This window comes from Lysinibacillus sp. FSL L8-0312 (assembly GCF_038003285.1).
GTDB classification, from domain to species: Bacteria; Bacillota; Bacilli; order Bacillales_A; family Planococcaceae; genus Lysinibacillus; species Lysinibacillus fusiformis_D.
The window spans coordinates 2,366,436-2,383,653 of record NZ_JBBOOV010000001.1 but is presented as its reverse complement, the minus strand read 5'-3'; the positions used below and the strand labels follow the sequence as shown (position 1 = coordinate 2,383,653).

The 17,218-nt window shown below is 37.2% G+C and carries 18 protein-coding genes; 17 read left to right on the top strand and 1 reads right to left on the bottom strand.

The features are described from left to right. Window positions 1–133: 133 nt before the first annotated feature. The 15 genes from MHI22_RS12055 (at window position 134) to MHI22_RS11985 (ending at window position 14,543) form a co-directional block, all read left to right on the top strand. The gene (locus MHI22_RS12055) at window positions 134–1,126 is read left to right on the top strand and encodes a lipoate--protein ligase (RefSeq protein WP_036128038.1); all 993 of its coding nucleotides are present in this window, start codon (window positions 134–136) and stop codon (window positions 1,124–1,126) included. Window positions 1,127–1,226: 100 nt separating this feature from the next. Further along, window positions 1,227–1,931 (top strand): response regulator transcription factor, encoded by a 705-nt coding sequence (locus MHI22_RS12050; protein ID WP_036128035.1) that lies wholly within the window; start codon window positions 1,227–1,229, stop codon window positions 1,929–1,931. Then, entirely contained in the window at window positions 1,931–2,914 is a 984-nt protein-coding gene (locus MHI22_RS12045; protein WP_036128032.1) for a sensor histidine kinase, read from the top strand. Before MHI22_RS12050 ends, MHI22_RS12045 begins: the two co-directional genes overlap by 1 nt. 11 nt (window positions 2,915–2,925) lie before the next feature. Next, window positions 2,926–3,351, top strand: coding sequence for a hypothetical protein (locus tag MHI22_RS12040; RefSeq protein WP_036128029.1), 426 nt, complete (start codon window positions 2,926–2,928; stop codon window positions 3,349–3,351). A gap of 12 nt (window positions 3,352–3,363) precedes the next feature. After that, on the top strand, window positions 3,364–4,140 hold the full coding sequence (locus MHI22_RS12035) for an ABC transporter ATP-binding protein (protein WP_036128027.1): 777 nt from the start codon (window positions 3,364–3,366) through the stop codon (window positions 4,138–4,140). Beyond that, window positions 4,112–6,046 (top strand): FtsX-like permease family protein, encoded by a 1,935-nt coding sequence (locus MHI22_RS12030; RefSeq protein ID WP_036128024.1) that lies wholly within the window; start codon window positions 4,112–4,114, stop codon window positions 6,044–6,046. Before MHI22_RS12035 ends, MHI22_RS12030 begins: the two co-directional genes overlap by 29 nt. Before the next feature lie 142 nt (window positions 6,047–6,188). Then, complete coding sequence (locus MHI22_RS12025; RefSeq protein WP_340812082.1) at window positions 6,189–7,736, top strand: fatty acid--CoA ligase family protein; 1,548 nt, start codon at window positions 6,189–6,191, stop codon at window positions 7,734–7,736. Between the two features lie 250 nt (window positions 7,737–7,986). Next, window positions 7,987–8,634, top strand: coding sequence for a VTT domain-containing protein (locus MHI22_RS12020; protein ID WP_340812080.1), 648 nt, complete (start codon window positions 7,987–7,989; stop codon window positions 8,632–8,634). A gap of 162 nt (window positions 8,635–8,796) precedes the next feature. Next, window positions 8,797–10,026, top strand: coding sequence for an EAL and HDOD domain-containing protein (locus MHI22_RS12015; RefSeq protein ID WP_036128015.1), 1,230 nt, complete (start codon window positions 8,797–8,799; stop codon window positions 10,024–10,026). Between the two features lie 160 nt (window positions 10,027–10,186). Then, the gene (locus MHI22_RS12010) at window positions 10,187–11,029 is read left to right on the top strand and encodes a YitT family protein (RefSeq protein WP_036128012.1); all 843 of its coding nucleotides are present in this window, start codon (window positions 10,187–10,189) and stop codon (window positions 11,027–11,029) included. 48 nt (window positions 11,030–11,077) lie between these two features. Then, the gene (cccB, locus tag MHI22_RS12005) at window positions 11,078–11,395 is read left to right on the top strand and encodes a cytochrome c551 (RefSeq protein WP_036126754.1); all 318 of its coding nucleotides are present in this window, start codon (window positions 11,078–11,080) and stop codon (window positions 11,393–11,395) included. 165 nt (window positions 11,396–11,560) lie between these two features. Next, window positions 11,561–12,469, top strand: coding sequence for an HPr(Ser) kinase/phosphatase (hprK, locus tag MHI22_RS12000; RefSeq protein ID WP_369802774.1), 909 nt, complete (start codon window positions 11,561–11,563; stop codon window positions 12,467–12,469). A gap of 48 nt (window positions 12,470–12,517) precedes the next feature. Beyond that, the gene (gene lgt / locus MHI22_RS11995; RefSeq protein WP_036126751.1) at window positions 12,518–13,339 is read left to right on the top strand and encodes a prolipoprotein diacylglyceryl transferase; all 822 of its coding nucleotides are present in this window, start codon (window positions 12,518–12,520) and stop codon (window positions 13,337–13,339) included. 13 nt (window positions 13,340–13,352) lie between these two features. Next, the gene (gene ppaX / locus MHI22_RS11990) at window positions 13,353–13,994 is read left to right on the top strand and encodes a pyrophosphatase PpaX (RefSeq protein WP_036126748.1); all 642 of its coding nucleotides are present in this window, start codon (window positions 13,353–13,355) and stop codon (window positions 13,992–13,994) included. A 6-nt stretch (window positions 13,995–14,000) separates the two neighbouring features. Beyond that, complete coding sequence (locus MHI22_RS11985) at window positions 14,001–14,543, top strand: acyltransferase (RefSeq protein WP_036126746.1); 543 nt, start codon at window positions 14,001–14,003, stop codon at window positions 14,541–14,543. Between the two features lie 84 nt (window positions 14,544–14,627). Here the strand turns inward: MHI22_RS11985 and MHI22_RS11980 are convergent, their stop codons facing one another. After that, window positions 14,628–14,831, bottom strand: a complete 204-nt coding sequence (locus tag MHI22_RS11980; protein ID WP_036126744.1) for a hypothetical protein — start codon at window positions 14,829–14,831, stop codon at window positions 14,628–14,630. 562 nt (window positions 14,832–15,393) lie between these two features. Between MHI22_RS11980 and MHI22_RS11975 the strand changes: the two genes are divergently transcribed. Together MHI22_RS11975 and hisG are read left to right on the top strand one after the other, a co-directional pair. Next, entirely contained in the window at window positions 15,394–16,566 is a 1,173-nt protein-coding gene (locus MHI22_RS11975) for an ATP phosphoribosyltransferase regulatory subunit (protein ID WP_340809434.1), read from the top strand. After that, a complete protein-coding gene (gene hisG / locus MHI22_RS11970; RefSeq protein ID WP_036126740.1) occupies window positions 16,559–17,203 on the top strand; it encodes an ATP phosphoribosyltransferase in 645 nt (214 codons plus the stop codon). Before MHI22_RS11975 ends, hisG begins: the two co-directional genes overlap by 8 nt. The last annotated feature ends 15 nt before the right edge of the window (window positions 17,204–17,218 follow it).

Here is a 17,218-nt window from a genome sequence, read left to right as displayed (position 1 = left end):
CCTTTAAGTTCATCTGTACTATTACTGTTTTGATATTTCCTAGTGTATTATAACAGATGCTTTTCGTCAACACAAAATGCCTAATTTACGTTAAAATAAATATGGATAATTTGTGAAGGAGGAAATGTGAACTATGATTTTCGTTGATAATAAAGGGATCCATGATCCACGTATTAACCTTGCTATTGAGGAGTATTTATTAAAAACAATGGACGTTGAGAAAGAGCCAGTGCTTCTTTTTTATATTAACCAACCGTCCATTATTATCGGTAAAAACCAAAATACAGTTGAAGAAATCAATACAGACTACGTAGAGGACAATGGCATTATTGTTGTGCGTCGTTTATCAGGTGGTGGTGCTGTCTATCATGATTTAGGGAATCTTAACTTCAGCTTTATTACAAATGATGATGGTAATAGCTTTATGAATTATAAAAAATTCACACAGCCAGTAGTAGATGCTCTAGCTAAAATGGGTGTCAATGCTGAGCTTTCAGGGCGTAATGATATTCTAGCAGAAGGGCGAAAGGTTTCTGGAAATGCTCAGTTCTCTACAAAAGGACGTATGTTCAGTCACGGCACATTAATGTTTGATACAGAAATTGATGCAGTAGTGTCAGCTTTGAAAGTCAAAAAAGATAAGATTGAATCAAAAGGTATCAAATCCATCCGTTCACGAGTAGCAAATATTTCGGAGTTTTTAAAAGAACAAATGACAGTAGAAGAATTCCGTCTTGAAGTTTTGAAATCCATTTTCGGTGGGGAAGAAAATATTCGCTATTATGAGTTAACAGAGGAAGATTGGGCAAATATACACAAGTTATCCGCAGAGCGTTATCAAACATGGGAGTGGAATTTTGGGAAATCACCACGCTTTAATATTCAAAAAACACATCGTTTCCCAACAGGTGGCATTGATATCCGCCTAGAAGTTAATCATGGTGTGATTGAAGAGGCACATATTTTTGGTGACTTCTTTGGTGTAGGGGATATGGCTGATATAGAACAGCTTTTAGTTGGGACAAACTATGATAGAGCTGCCATTGCTAAGGCATTAGCAGATATCGATATTCCTACATATTTTGGTGGAATTTCAACTGAGGACTTTTTACAATTAATTTATTAAGGAAAATACGGTTTCGTGTAATGTTTTAGCCTAAAGGTTCGCTGACAATTATGTCGTCGAACCTTTTTTTGATACAATATAGAAAGAAAGGAGTGTTGATATGGAAAAGCATCGAATATTCATAGTAGAAGATGATGTCAAGATTGCATCATTACTAGCGGAAACGCTTAGAAAATATCAATACGAAGTTGCAACAATTCAAGAATTTGATCATCTCATCGAAGAATTTACAGCATTTAATCCACATATGGTGCTGCTTGATATAAATTTACCTGCTTATGACGGCTATTATTGGTGTCGCCAGCTACGCCAGCTTACAACATGCCCGATTATTTTCATTTCTGCTCGCTCTGGAGAAATGGACCAAATTTTTGCGCTTGAAAATGGGGGCGACGATTTCATTACCAAGCCATTTAACTATGAAATTGTTTTGGCTAAAATCCGTAGTCATCTACGCCGTACATATGGTGAGTATGCAGCAAGGCAAGAGGAACGGACAATCAAGCAAGGACAGCTTGTACTTCATTTAGAAAGAATGGAGCTACATAAAAATGATTTAGAAATTCCACTTCAGAAAAAAGAATGCATCATTTTAGAGCTGCTTATGGGAAATGCACCGAAAGTCGTGACGCGTGAACAGCTACTAGAGGAACTCTGGGACGATCAGGCATTTGTCGATGAGAACACGTTGAATGTTAATATGACGCGCGTACGAAAAAAGTTAGCAGATTATCACATAGCATCAACAATTGAAACCGTACGTGGTGCGGGCTATCGGTTCATATTAAGCGCAGGTGAGCTATAGTGGGCTGGAAATTATTCTTACGTGACTATGCATCATTTATTGTGTTCCAGCTCTTATTAGTTGGCTTCATTATGGTCATTTATATGCTAGATGGCTTTCGAAATATTGATACAGCTATTTATTCCTTCTGTATTAGCCTTGTCTTATTAGCTTCATTTTTACTTGTGCGTTATTTAATGCGCCAACGTTATTTGATGAAAATCACTCATCTCCCAACAGCAATGGAGGATGTGCTACAAAAAAACGCAAAAACGCCAGAAGCTATGCAAACCGAAAAGTACATGCACGAGTTGTATCGCCTTTATCAGCATGAGCTGCATGCGCTATATGCAAGTCAAAAAAGACATGATCAGTTTATGAACCAATGGGTGCATCAAATGAAAACACCTATTTCAGTCATTGAATTATTATTACAGGATGACCGACCTCTTGATAAAAAGAACGTACAGGAGGAAATTGATCGTTTACGTAGAGGCTTGGACATGGTGCTTGTTAATGCACGTTTAGAAAATTTTGAGGATGATATGCAAGTGGAACAGGTTGCGTTGAAAGCAATTGTCACTGCAACTGTTAATGAAAATAAACGTTTATTTATTACGAAAAGAGTTTTCCCAGAAATTCATATTGAGGATGATCTTATTGTTGCCAGTGATTCGAAATGGCTTCGCTTCATTCTTGGCCAATTTATTACAAATGCGGTGAAATACACGTTTGAAAGCAATAAAAAAATTGTGATTTCTGCCATTGAAAAGGATGACTATGTACAGCTAGCCATTTGCGATGAGGGAATTGGGATTCCAGCTTCCGATCTTTCACGTGTTACAAAAGCCTTTTTTACTGGTGAAAATGGGCGGAAAACAGGGGAATCTACTGGGATGGGCCTTTATTTAGCCAAAGAAATCTGTGAAAAGCTAGGACATGAATTGGCTATTACATCAGAGGTAGGAAAAGGGACAATTGTGACAGTGACATTTACAAATTAGGGGGCGCTAGGATGGGAGAAGTACGTATAGAAGATTGGGTATTAACTATTGATAAGGAGAAAACAAAAGCTCTTTATATGACACAAATGCAAGAGGGGGATCATTTTGCTTATCAAAATTTCTTGAAGGCAAATGAGAGGCTCGATGAAGAACTATTGCATTTTTCAAATAAGCTTGGGTTAAACTTACAGCAACCTACATTATTGAATGCATTTCCTATCGAAGGTCAACAGATGATGTACAGTGGGTATTATACTGTGTGCGGTGAGATCCTAGAGGGAGAAATAGATGCTTGGGATGTGATTGTTGGGGAGCATTGCTTTAGTTTAGTAGAGGAAGAGTCCGTTCTGACATTAACAGAGCCTCATTTTCAAATCGGCTTTGAGGTCGTATTACAGTGGCTTTTACCACAATCCTTAGAATTAATGAAGAAATAAGGTGAATGACGTATGCCTATTTTACAAATTAAAGATGTGACAAAAGTATATGAAGGTAAAGTGACACATAGGGCATTAAATCAGTTGAGCTTTGATGTAGAAGAAGGGGAGTTTTTAGCTGTTATGGGACCTTCCGGAAGTGGCAAAACGACCTTGCTGAATATTATCTCGACAATTGATGAGCCTACTAGCGGTGAAATCATACTGGATGGCATGAATCCACATAAATTAAATGCAACTGAGCTTGCTTACTTCAGAAGAAGACAGCTCGGTTTTGTGTTTCAGGATTTCAATCTTTTGCACATGCTAACGGTCGAGGAAAATATCGTGCTGCCACTAACATTAGACCAACAGCCTTTAGAAGTAATGGAGGAACGTCTAGCTAGTATTGTAGAAAAGCTCGACTTAACTTCTTTCCTTCATAGACGTCCAAATGAAATATCTGGTGGACAGGCACAAAGAACGGCTATTGGTCGAGCACTTATCCATAATCCGAGTCTGATTTTAGCGGATGAGCCTACGGGTAATTTAGATTCGAATTCTTCACGTGATGTGCTCGAACTGCTAACAAAAGTCAATCAGGATAAACAAACGACGATTGTAATGGTCACACATGATCCGATTGCAGCTAGCTATTGTGATCGGGTGTTGTTCATTAAAGACGGTGAATTTTTCAATGAAATTTATCGAGATGATCGTCGTCAAATGTTTTTCCAACGTATATTAAATGTTTTGAGCTTACTAGGAGGAGGGCAAGTAGGTGACCTTTCGACAATTCGCTTACCGTAATGTCGTGCGGAACAGCCGGATATATGGTGCCTTTTTCATGGCAAGCTTTTTTTCTGTGGCTGTATTTTTTATCTATTCAATGCTAATGTTTCATCCTGATATTGAGCGCGGGATATTAGGAGAGGTATCACTTATCGGGATGGTGGGTGCTGAAATTGTTCTCGTCCTCTTTACATTATTCTTTTTGTATTATTCCATGAGTGCCTTTTTAGAGGCAAGATCCCATGAATTCGCCATTTTATTGCATTTAGGAATGGAAAAGCGCCAGATGAATAGACTTGTCTTTTTAGAGACAATGATTATTGGGTCAGGCTCTATTATTGTAGGTATCGTGTTTGGCTTCTCGTTTTCAAAATTCTTTTTTATGATCGTACGAGAAATTTTGCATTTAGATGAATTACCATTATATGTTTCCTGGCAGCCGTTTTTACTAACAATTGGTGTTTTTACAAGTGCGTTTGTCGTCATTTCATTTATTAGTGTGTATTTTACACGAGAGAGAAAATTACGAGATCTTATTAAAGGCAGTGATTATGTAAATAGCTTAACAACCTATTCCAAAATCCGAGCTATTTACGGTATTGCTTTAATTTTAACGACGTATATTTTAGCGTTTGTTGTAGGACATACGGCATTCATCTGGCTAACTTTATTAATACCATTTTCAGCAACATTCGGCACATATTATTTTTTCAGTGATTCCGTCCCGTGCTTTTTAGATTTAGCACGTGGAAAACGCAAGTTTCATTGGCAACGTTACCGTCTTCTCTCACTAGCTGAACAAACCCATATTATGATGGATAATGTGAAAATGTTTTTCGTTGTTACGATGGTATCAACACTTGCCTTTTTGTCTGTGGGCGTTTTAGCGACTATGTCCTCCTATACAACTCAATATGATCGCTTAAATCCATTAGGGCTGGTTTATAAAGGAGATGTGGATAATCCATTTGAGCGAGAGCATATCAATTCATTGCGACTGCAATTAGAGGAGAAAGGTTTATCTTATCAGCTGTCCCGTTTTATTGTAGTGAAGCAAACCTCTTCTTTCACTCGAAATGAAGTGGAGGTATTTCGAGAGTCCGATATGAATGTTTTGCTTTCTTCGTATAGTTATCCATTACTGAACCTGGGAGCTGGTGAGGCAGTATTTATCCCTTATTCAGAGGATTCGTTAAAAAAATTAAAAAATAGAATTGTGCACACCGTTTTAGAAGAGAATAATATTCCGATTACCATCGATAGTGTCTATCCAAAAATAGTGTTTCCAGGTTCAATTGTAAGTGTCAATTCAATTGTCATTAGTGATGAGGACTTCGCAAAGCTGATTCATCCGATCTCTGATCAAGATATTATTCAACCTAGTTATCATCTATTTACATTCGTTATACCACAATGGATGGAAACAAAAGATATCGGGAGGGCTATAGACCATCTAGAATCCAATTTATATTTTCTTAAAAAGGATAAATTTAGTCCATTTTACTTTGAAAATGCAGGATTAAATTATTCTTATATACTAGCTACCTACTCATTATTTACTTTAGTGGGTGTATTGGTTGCCACTGTATTTTTACTTGCGGCTGGGAGCTTTATCTATTTTAAATTGCATACATCACTTGAACGTGAAAAGCGTAAATTTGATGTGTTAAAGCGCATGGGCTTAACTGATGCGGAGCTGAAAAAGCTTGTTAATCGTCATTTATTTCCTCAATTCTTTTTGCCTTGGGGTGTTGCAATGATGCATAGTGCCTTTGCTTTTCTAATGGTACAAGGTATTTTGAGAGACATAGCAAATATTTCGATTGTAAAAGAAGTATTCTTTGCTTTTGGCTTCTTTGTGTTAATACAAGTAGTTTACTTTTATTTAATTCGTTGGCGTTACATCTCACATATCCGCTCATGATGTCTTTGTTTAAAAGAGAAAAAAATGAATTATTTAACGTAATTTATGACATGAAATAAAAAGATTCATTGTCTTTTAGATACATTTCTTATATAATATTACTGAATAACGATTCATTTTATACGATAAGGGGATGGTGTAATTGAATTTAGTTTCACGTGTTCGCCAACAGGCAACAGAGCAGCCGGAAAAAGTTGCGTATCATTTTATGGGGAAAGATACAACTTACGGGGAATTTGAGCATACAGTTGGTCGTTTTGCAAAGGGATTACAAGATTTAGGTGTTGAAAAAGGGGACCATGTGGCGTTTTTACTCGGCAATACGCCACACTATTTAATTGCCTTGTATGCAACAATGCGTTTAGGGGCAACAGCAATACCAGTTAACCCAATCTATACACCAGATGAAATTTCTTATATTTTGCATAACGGGGATGTAAAAGCAGTCATTGCACTCGACGCTTTGCTTCCATTAGTTGAAAGGGGTGTACAAGCATTTCCACAAGTAAGCACATTTATAGTTTGTGAAACCACGCCAGATATAGCGGAAAAAATGGCAGCGTTATCACCGCAAGCACAAGAAAAAACGCATTTATTTACACAGGTCATTGCCACTGCTGCTGAATCTTTAGAGCCTGTGGAAGTTGCAGATAATGACAATGCTATTATTTTATACACTTCAGGAACTACAGGTAGTCCAAAGGGTGCTATGCTGACACATGGCAATGTGTATTCAAATGCTCGTGATGTTGCCCATTATTTAGGAATCAAGGCAGATGATCGCGTCATTGCTACATTACCAGTGTTTCATGTATTTGCCTTAACGGTTGTGGTCAATGCGCCTTTATTAAGCGGAGCAACAGTTTTACTTACACCTCGCTTTAGCCCTACTGAAATTTTTGCTTTAGCGAGAGAGCAAAAAGCAACGGTATTTGCTGGTGTTCCAACCATGTATAATTTCTTGTATCAATTACCTGAAGGTGATCCTGAAGATTTCTCGACAATACGTTTGGCCATTTCAGGTGGGGCATCTTTACCTGTTGCACTCTTACATAATTTCGAACAGAAATTTAATGTGCGTGTGTCAGAGGGATACGGCTTATCGGAAGCTTCGCCTGTTACATGCTTTAATCCACTTGATCGTGATCGAAAAGCTGGCTCTATCGGTACATCGATAAGCAATGTGGAGAATAGAGTGGTTGATGTGAACGGTCAGGAAGTACCTGTTGGCGAAGTTGGCGAGCTGATTGTACGTGGCCCTAATGTGATGAAGGGATACTATAAAATGCCTGAAGAAACGGCCATGGCCATTCGCGACGGCTGGCTCTATACAGGGGATTTAGCTAGGGTAGATGAAGAAGGCTATTTTTACATTGTCGATCGCAAAAAAGATATGATTATTGTAGGTGGCTTTAATGTTTATCCTCGTGAGGTTGAGGAAGTGCTGTTTGCCCATAATAATATTGTAGAGGCGGCGGTGGTAGGCTTTCCAGATCCTAACTTAGGGGAAGCTGTACATGCATATGTTGTGTTAAAAGAAGTAGCAGCCACTACGACAGAAGATCTGCTATCTTATTGTGCCAAGCATATGGTGAAATACAAGGTGCCAAAGATGATTGAGATACTGGATGAACTTCCGAAAAACACGACAGGGAAAATATTACGACGTTCATTAAAAGAAAAAGTTTAAACGAGTATAGCTACTATTGAAAAATGGTAGCTTTTTTTTATGTACATTATTCGTATAATAGTAAAATCAGTTGAGAGTAGTTGTCTGTAAGTGATAAAATCAAACATGTGAAATCTTCTACATACTTTTCAAGAGCTTGTCATATAGTGAGGAAGTAATGTAAAAAGACGTACAAAACTGGAACCCTTTGATGTGAAGCTACGTCAAAGCTTTTAGGTAAAAATACTATTGAAAGAGAGCATACAAAAACATGTTAGAACTCATTAAGGAGTTAATAAGCTTTATTGTGCATATCGATGTGCATTTAGAAGAAATTATTCGTGATTTTGGCAATTGGAGTTATCTGATTTTATTTGCGATTGTTTTTGTAGAGACAGGCGTTGTCATTTTCCCATTCCTACCTGGTGATTCATTGCTATTTGCAAGTGGAACATTAGCAGCTGCAATGGGTGCCTTTGATATGTGGATTTTAATTCCTGTATTTTTAGCAGCAGCTATTTTAGGAGATACGATGAACTATCATATTGGTCATAAGGTAGGAACATCAATCCCTCCAAAGAGCCTCCTCGGAAGAGTTGTTAAAAAAGAACGTATGGAGGCAGCTGAAAGATTCTTTAATACACATGGTGGGAAAACGATTGTTATAGCTCGTTTCATGCCATTTATTCGTACATTTATCCCGTTTGTGGCGGGTGCAAGTAAAATGAAATATAGCTATTTCTTATTTTATAATATCTTTGGTGCAATATTATGGGTATTCAGCTGTACATTACTAGGTTATTTCTTTGGTAATATTCCTATTATTAAAGATAACTTCTCGGTTGTCCTTATTTTGATTATCTTTATATCAGTTGTGCCTGCAGTTATTGGTGCTATCAAATCTAGAGTAGGTAAATAATGAGGACAGTCCTAAAGTGGTCAATGGATCATCACTAGGACTGTCCTTTCTTGTGTTATATGTCTAATAGTGACCATACTAAATTAGTGTGAAGTATAAACAATAGGTCGTAAAAATGATATACTATATATTACTAGAATATGAAGAAATGGGGGCAGCGAAATGGAAGTATTTATTGGCAGACAGCCTATTTTTAATCTTCATGAGCAGGTAGTTGCTTATGAATTATTATATCGTGGCAAAAACGTCAATGCCTTTCCAATGGTCGATTCAGATGCAGCAACGATTGACGTACTTGTGAACTCATTTCTTTCAATTGGTTTTGAAGAGGTAACAAAAGGTAAACCGGGTTTTGTTAATTTTACTGAAAACTTATTGATGAGCTCCATTCATGAATTTTTAAATCCTTCACAGGTTGTGATTGAGATACTAGAAGATGTTCCGCTTACTCCTCAGTTAGTGGAACGTGTAATTGAGCTAAAAAAACATGGGTTCCAAATTGCTTTAGACGATTTTATTATGGATGAGCATGTGGAAATTTATGATGAATTATTTGAGCAGATTGATTATATTAAGGTTGATTTTTTAGCATCATCTATCGTTAAACGAATGGAAATTGAAGTTAAAGTAAAGGATAAGTTTCCAAACATTCAATTACTCGCTGAGAAAGTAGAAACGCGTCATCAGTTTGAAGTAGCTAAATCTTCTGGCTATGTGTTATTTCAAGGTTATTTTTTTGAACAACCTCAAATAATACGAGCAACAGACATTCCAGCGAATACAATTCAATATATTCACATCATCTCTTTATTAAAAGAAGAAGAGCCAAATATCCAATTATTAGCGGAAAATATCGAACGTGATATTTCATTGACGTATAAATTATTACAAATGATTAATAATTCATCTAAACGATCTAAATCGAAGGTACGCTCCATTAAACAAGCCATTGTGTTACTGGGCGTATCAAATTTACGAAAATGGATCTATTTATTGGCCATGCGAGAAATCGATATAGACGCCAATTCTGATCTTTTTAAAGAAGTGCTGTGTACATCTTTATTCCGAGCAAAGGTTTGTGAAAAGCTAGCGAAGCTTTCTTACAAAAAGAATTTCTCAGAATATTTCTTAGTAGGCATGTTTTCACTCATTGATACGTTGCTTCAAAGACCTATAGAGGTCATTTTACAACAATTACCGTTCTCAGAGGATATTACGAGCACCATTTTGGGCATTGAAACGGATATGACACCCTATCTAGAGTTTAGTATCGCACTAGGGAAGTTAGATTGGCCACGTCTAGAAGAGCTAGCGACACAGTTGAATATTCCACTAGTTGATATTGATCATTTATATTATGAAGCCATGGAATGGGCTGAAAAATCATTTTAAACTGTGCAAAAGCTATCTTAACGTTTCATTTAAGATAGCTTTTTTTATATTTCCACAATGGCATATTCCCTTCATCAAGATGAAGTTCTCAATATGAAGAGTATTTGCTATAATCATTTCGTCTTTAAAAAATTCTGATAGTTGAAGTGGGCGTGGGGAAATGAGACATGATGTGAGAGATAACATTGTGGAGTATGTGTATGTGATTGTTGGAGCGGCAGTAATTGCTATTGGTTTTAATGTTTTTTTATTACCAAATCAAGTCGCTTCAGGTGGGGTAAGTGGCATTAGTACGATTTTGCATGGTTTGTTTGGATGGAATCCGGGAATTGTTCAATATGCATTTAATGTACCATTATTTATTGCTGGTGTATTATTGCTAGGCAAAAAATTTGGGATTAAATCATTTATCGGTACCATTACGTTACCTTTTATTGTCTTGTTAACGAATAGCTGGGAGCCTTGGACTGATAATGCTTTACTGGGAGCTCTTTTTGGTGGAATTGTTGTTGGCTTAGGAATAGGACTGGTCTTTAAAGGGAATGCTTCAACTGGTGGCACTGATTTACTAGCGCAAATCATAACGAAGTTTACTGGGTTGTCGCTTGGAACAAGTGTACTGTTAATTGATGGAATCATCGCAATTAGTGCAGCAGTTGTTTTTGATTTAGAAAAAGGTTTGTATGCTCTGATTGGACTTTATGTTACAACAAAAACGATTGATATCATTCAGTTAGGTTTTAGCCAATCTAAAATGGTCTATATTATTACATTGAAACAAGATGAGGTAAGAGAAGCCATTTATGCTGAAATCAATCGTGGTATAACTAAGTTACCAGCAATCGGTGGCTATACAGGAGAAGCACGACCAGTTCTCATGGTTGTTGTTTATCAAACAGAATTCACAAAGCTGAAACAACTCATTAAAAGCGTTGACCCATCAGCGTTTGTCATCGTTTCTGATGCTTATGAGGTATTAGGAGAAGGTTTCAAACGTGCATAATTTTGGTATAATGGCGGCGTAAGGTATTTATTATGAGGAGGGGTACTAATGAAAAAAGCAATGTTAACATTAGTGTTCGGATCAGCAATCTTCTTAGCTGCATGTGGTGGCGGAGATAAAACTGCAAGTAATAATGAAGGTGCTACAGAGCCAGATGGTGAAGCGATTGCCATGAAATCTTGTGTTTCTTGCCATGGTGGCGAGTTACAAGGTGCAAGTGGTCCAGCATTAAATGACGTAGGTGCTCGTTTATCTGAATCAGAAATTTTAGATATTATCAATAACGGTAAAAACGGTATGCCTCCAGGGGTTGTAAAAGGGGCAGATGCTGAGGCAGTAGCCAAATGGTTGGCAACTCAAAAATAGTATTTATAAAACTAGCGGGCTGGAGAGCCGCTAGTTTTTTTATGGAGGTAAACGCTGTGTTGAGAGTAAATACATTCCTTTTAGACATAGACATGCTAAAATAAGAAGAACCTTATCCATTGATTGGAGGCTTTTTCATTGGTCGTAGTATTAACAAGAGATGTTATGGAGAAATTTAAGTTAGAGTTATTAGCTGGCGAGGAAGGAATTGGAAGAACGATCGTCACTAGTGATATTTCAAGACCAGGACTTGAAATGGCAGGATACTTTACACATTATCCGGCAAATCGCGTCCAATTGCTTGGCAAAACGGAACTGTCTTTTTTCGAAATGCTGCCAGCAGATGTCAAGCTTGAGCGTATGCGTTTACTTTGTTCGCAAGATACACCTGCTATTATTATTTCTCGAGATTTAGAAGTCCCCGAGGAGCTGATTCAGGCTTCCAACGAAAAGCATGTTCCTGTCTTTAAAACACATATGACGACAACCAAATTTTCGAGTAGATTAACAAACTATTTAGAGGGACGCTTAGCACCAATGACAGCAGCGCATGGCGTGCTTGTCGATGTGTATGGAATTGGTGTGCTTATTATTGGTAAAAGTGGCGTTGGGAAGAGTGAAACAGCACTTGAGCTTGTTAAAAAGGGTCATCGTTTAGTAGCGGACGATTGTGTAGAAATTCGTCAAGAATCAGAAAACCTTTTAATTGGTAGTCCCCCACCTTTACTAGAGCATTTATTGGAAATACGCGGAATCGGCATTATTGACATTATGACGCTATTTGGTGCAAGTGCAGTGCGTCCGTATAAACGGATTACACTCATTATTGAGCTGGAAATTTGGGACCCGCAAAAAGTTTATGATCGATTAGGCTTAGAAGAAGAGAAAATGAAAATAATTGATACGGAACTAACCAAACTAACGATTCCTGTAAGACCAGGACGGAATGTTTCCGTTATTATTGAAGTGGCTGCGATGAATTACCGCTTAAAGAGAATGGGCGTAAACGCAGCAGAGGAGTTTTCAAGACGTTTAGATGAAGTAATTTCATCTAATGATGAGTTAGATGATTAAACAGTTGTGAACTAAATTATGTGAATGACATATTGAGAGGAGCAGAAGATGGATTTACTACTATTACAGATTGACCCGATTGCCTTTCATTTAGGGCCTATTCCGGTTCGTTGGTATGGATTGTTAATTGTGTCGGGAATCATTTTAGCATATATTGTCGGGCAGAGAGAGGCCGTTAAGCGAGGATTGCCTGAAGACTTCCTGGCAGATTTATTGTTATGGGCAGTTCCTATATCCATCATCTGTGCACGTATTTACTATGTGACCATGCGGTGGGATTACTATAGTGAAAATCCAGGTAAAATCATTGAGATTTGGAATGGCGGTATTGCCATCCATGGTGCACTTATTGGAGCATTTGTCACAGCTTACATATTTACTCGTATAAAAAATGTAAGCTTTTTACGAGTAGCAGATATTGCAGCACCTAGTATTTTAATTGGACAAATTATTGGTCGATGGGGCAACTTTATGAACCAAGAGGCTTATGGTGGGGAAGTATCAAAAGCCTTTTTAGAAAATCTAATGCTACCAGATTGGATTATCAATCAAATGTATATCGAAGAATTAGGTTCTTATGTACATCCGACATTTTTATATGAATCCGTTTGGAACCTGATTGGGCTTATCATTTTATTAGTCTTACGTAAAGTAAACTTAAATCGTGGGGAAATTTTCTTTAGCTATCTAGTTTGGTATTCTATTGGTCGCTTCTATATCGAAGGTATGCGTACAGATAGTCTCTACCTAGTAGGCGATTTACGCTCAGCACAGGTAGTGTCCATTATTGGTATTGTAGTTGGACTAGGTGCCATTATTTATCGCAGAATAAAGGTAAAGCCAGCCGTAAAATACTTGGATAATAAATAAGGGGATGTAAAATATGGCTGTTAAAGCACTATTGTTTGATTTTGATGGCACGTTACTTAATACGAATGATTTAATCATTCAAACATTTATGCATGTATTAAATGAGCGATTTCCCGGGCAATATTCGCCAAAAGATTGCTTGAAATTCATTGGTCCATCACTCAAACAGACATTTAATGACATTGCACCAGATGAAGAGGAAGCTTTGATCGCAAATTATCGCGCTTGGAATATAGAGCATCATGATGAACTAGTTAGCGAATATCCTGATGTTGTGTCAACACTAGAGCAATTAAAAGCACAGGGTATTCGATTGGCTATCGTTTCAACAAAACGTAATGAGACTATTGATCGTGGGCTTTCTATTATGGGTGCGACACATTTATTTGATGTGCGTATTGGCACAGATGATGTAAAAAATGTGAAGCCTGACCCAGAGCCAGTACTACTTGCTTTACAACGTTTAGGAATAGACAAAGAAGATGCCATTATGATTGGTGATAATTCGCACGATATTGAAGCAGGGCATCGTGCAGGTGTAAGAGCAGCAGGTGTTGCTTGGGCAATTAAAGGTGAGGCATACTTACAGCAATATCAACCAGAATATATGCTACAGCATATGACAGATTTATTGGATATTGTGAAAGAGGGGTAAGGGCAGATGGCGCGTAAAACAGAACGTTATCGTGTCGAAGGAGCCAATTCGCTTTGGAATATATATGACACGGTGTCCTTTTGGAAGGTGATGAAGTGTTTCATTGTCATTCAAATTGGACGCTTCACACCATTTTTACGTGTGAAAAACTGGCTTTATCGTACATTTTTAAACATGACTATTGGCGAGCGAACTTCATTAGCCTTAATGGTCATGCCAGATACCATGTTTCCCGAACGTATTTTCATTGGTGAAAATACAGTGATTGGTTTTAATACGACAATTTTAGCGCATGAGTATTTAATAGAGGAATATCGCTTAGGTGATGTTTATATTGGAAATGAAGTAATGATTGGCGCAAATTCAACAATTCTACCAGGTGTAACAATCGGAGACGGTGCCATTGTTTCAGCCGCCACCCTTGTACATAAGGATGTGCCGGCAGGGTGTTTGGCAGGGGGCAATCCTATGCGGATTATTTATACGGCTGAACAAATGGCTGAGCGTAAGCGCAATGAGGTTGTAGAATGGTGTACACCAAAAAAATAATAAAAACTCACGTTGTATGACTACATACTTCGTGAGTTTTTTCATATTAAAAAGCTACTCCGGTTTTGGAGTAGCTTTTAATATTTATGCAAGCGCTGCGTCATAGTCTGATTTGAATTCACAATTGTCGTGATCACCTAAGCAAGTTGATTCAACAAAGGTTGATTTAATTGCAGTCCCATCTATGTCTTCTGTTGTATGAAGTGTTACTTTGTCGCCAGGGTAAAACTCACCTTTACAAATACTTACGATCATTTGCTCACTTAGTTGTACGAATGGACATGCCATAATAAATCCCTCCAATGTGTAGTTTATATGGTGCTTTTTGTTATTAATGCTATTCTATATTAAGCTTTTAAAAAAGTAAAAGAAAAAATAGAATGAGAGTAATAATCAATAAAAGTATTGATATTAAGGTATTCTTATTGATAATGAGATTGAGAATCATTTTTAATATTTCATTCGTTAATATTATATTTATATAATTTATTCGTGACTGTATTGAGAATAGGTTGTTGATAAAACTTAATTTTTTCCAACAATTGTATAAGAGAGAATCATTCTCAATTTTTTAGTGAATACTTTAGTTGATTTATAATCATCATGTCACATTTTAGACATATTCTCATTCTCAGTAAAACATTTTGTCAAAATTTAAGAGAAATGATGTCTTGTTTTTATACCGTTGTTCACTAAGTAATAGGTATAATTAACAGAATAATAAGTATTTAAAGATTTCGTTAATTAAAGAAGAAAAGTTGACTGCTTAAAAGAAATAAGTTAGAATTCTTTCATAATCTAATTCTCTAATACTCTAGTGAATTAAAGTGAAATGTAAGGAAGTGTTCATATGTCGTCGATAAAAATGTTTGAAAAACCACTTGGAATGCGCGATACATTTCCGCAAATCTATGAGAAGGTTGAAGCCGTTAGGCATGCTGGCAGAGACTTTTTATATAAAAGGGGTTATGAGTTCATTAAAACACCCGCTGTAGAGTATTTCGATACAGTGGGGAAAGCTTCAGCTATTGCTGATGCTCATTTATTTAAGCTAGTGGATAGCCAAGGAAATACATTAGTATTACGACCTGATATGACAACACCGATTGCTCGAGTAGCTACAGCGAAATTATTAAAAGAAATGATTCCTTTACGTCTTGCTTATTTCGCAAGTGTTTTTCGAGCTCAAGAAACGGAAGGTGGAAGACCAGCGGAGTTCGATCAAATGGGGATTGAGTTAATAGGGGATCAATCTGTATTTGCCGATGCAGAAGTTATTGTGACAGCAATGGAGCTATTAAAACATTTTAAATTAGAAGAGTTTAAAGTCACGATTGGTCATGCGGGTATACTAAATTGCATTTTACAAGATTACACAGAGAGTATTGAACAGCAAGAGACACTTCGAACATTGTTGGTTCAACGAAATTATGTAGGGTTTGAAGAAGCAGTAGAATCATTTGATCTACCCAAAGCTAAATCTGATGCCCTCCTACAATTTATTGGGGAGGCAATGAATGTTAAAGACATCCGGGATATTGAAAAATATGTGCGTAAAAATGATGCATTAGAATACATGCAACAACTTGCTCAACTGTTGGAATTGGCTGACTTAGCTGAGTATATAGCTTTTGATTTCACCCTTTCGAGTCATATGAGTTATTACACTGGTATGCTTTTTGAAGTTTTTGCGGTAGGAAGTGGCTTTCCATTAGGAAATGGTGGTCGCTATGATGGTTTATTAGAAGTATTTGGCTCAAAAGTTGGTGCAACAGGTTTTAGTATTCGAGTGGATCGTTTATTAGAAACGTTCAATGGCCAGTCAGAGAAACGACAGGAAGCAACAGTTGTGCTTTTTGAAGAAGAACAATTCGAGGCAGCATTATTAAAGGTGAAAACATTACGGGCAGCAGGAAAATTAGCTACTTTACAGTTGCGTAGTAGCCTAGTTGATGAGGCAGCCTTTTTAGCATACTTTACAGAAGTGGTGGTTGTTGGACAGGGGGAAGTAGGCGGTGAATGAATTAACAATTGCAATGCCAAAGGGACGAATCTTTGAAGAGGCATATCAAATGCTGTTAGAGGCAGGTTTTAATTTACCAGAAGAGGTAGAAATGTCACGAAAATTAATGATTGAGATACCAGAGGAAAAAATTCGCTTTATTTTATCCAAGCCAATGGATGTCCCTGTCTATGTTGAACATGGTGTTGCTGATATTGGCATTGCTGGGAAGGATGTTTTGTTAGAACAACAGCGTGAAGTGCATGAGTTATTAGATTTAAAAATTAGTCATTGCTATATCGCATCTGCGGGATTACCGAACACACCAATGAATGAAATTGCGCCTCGAATCGCTACGAAATATCCGAATATCGCAATGAAGTACTACAAGGGCATTGGAGAGCAGGTTGAAATCATCGAGCTGAACGGTTCTATTGAATTAGCACCAATGATTGGTTTAGCTGATCGTATTGTCGATATCGTTTCAACAGGGCGTACCTTAAAAGAAAATGGCTTAGTAGAATATGAGTTTATTACAGCTGTTTCATCACGATTAATTGCAAATCCCGTAAGTTATCGTATGAAGGGTGAGCGTATTATTGATCTTGTGAAGCGATTAAAAAAATGTGTGAATGAGCAAAAAAGGAATCATATTTAGCTACATATGAAGGAC

Excerpts from the sequence above, each read along its gene's own strand:
- cccB (WP_036126754.1), top strand. The coding sequence starts at position 11,078 with ATGAAAAAAGCAATGTTAACATTAGTGTTCGGATCAGCAATCTTCTTA.
- hprK (WP_369802774.1), top strand. The coding sequence starts at position 11,561 with ATGGAGAAATTTAAGTTAGAGTTATTAGCTGGCGAGGAAGGAATTGGA.
- MHI22_RS11985 (WP_036126746.1), top strand. The coding sequence starts at position 14,001 with ATGGCGCGTAAAACAGAACGTTATCGTGTCGAAGGAGCCAATTCGCTT.
- MHI22_RS11980 (WP_036126744.1), bottom strand. The coding sequence starts at position 14,831 with ATGGCATGTCCATTCGTACAACTAAGTGAGCAAATGATCGTAAGTATT.
- MHI22_RS12010 (WP_036128012.1), top strand. The coding sequence starts at position 10,187 with ATGAGACATGATGTGAGAGATAACATTGTGGAGTATGTGTATGTGATT.
- MHI22_RS12035 (WP_036128027.1), top strand. The coding sequence starts at position 3,364 with ATGCCTATTTTACAAATTAAAGATGTGACAAAAGTATATGAAGGTAAA.
- MHI22_RS12015 (WP_036128015.1), top strand. The coding sequence starts at position 8,797 with ATGGAAGTATTTATTGGCAGACAGCCTATTTTTAATCTTCATGAGCAG.
- MHI22_RS12040 (WP_036128029.1), top strand. The coding sequence starts at position 2,926 with ATGGGAGAAGTACGTATAGAAGATTGGGTATTAACTATTGATAAGGAG.
- MHI22_RS12050 (WP_036128035.1), top strand. The coding sequence starts at position 1,227 with ATGGAAAAGCATCGAATATTCATAGTAGAAGATGATGTCAAGATTGCA.
- MHI22_RS12055 (WP_036128038.1), top strand. The coding sequence starts at position 134 with ATGATTTTCGTTGATAATAAAGGGATCCATGATCCACGTATTAACCTT.
- MHI22_RS11975 (WP_340809434.1), top strand. The coding sequence starts at position 15,394 with ATGTCGTCGATAAAAATGTTTGAAAAACCACTTGGAATGCGCGATACA.
- ppaX (WP_036126748.1), top strand. The coding sequence starts at position 13,353 with ATGGCTGTTAAAGCACTATTGTTTGATTTTGATGGCACGTTACTTAAT.
- MHI22_RS12020 (WP_340812080.1), top strand. The coding sequence starts at position 7,987 with ATGTTAGAACTCATTAAGGAGTTAATAAGCTTTATTGTGCATATCGAT.
- lgt (WP_036126751.1), top strand. The coding sequence starts at position 12,518 with ATGGATTTACTACTATTACAGATTGACCCGATTGCCTTTCATTTAGGG.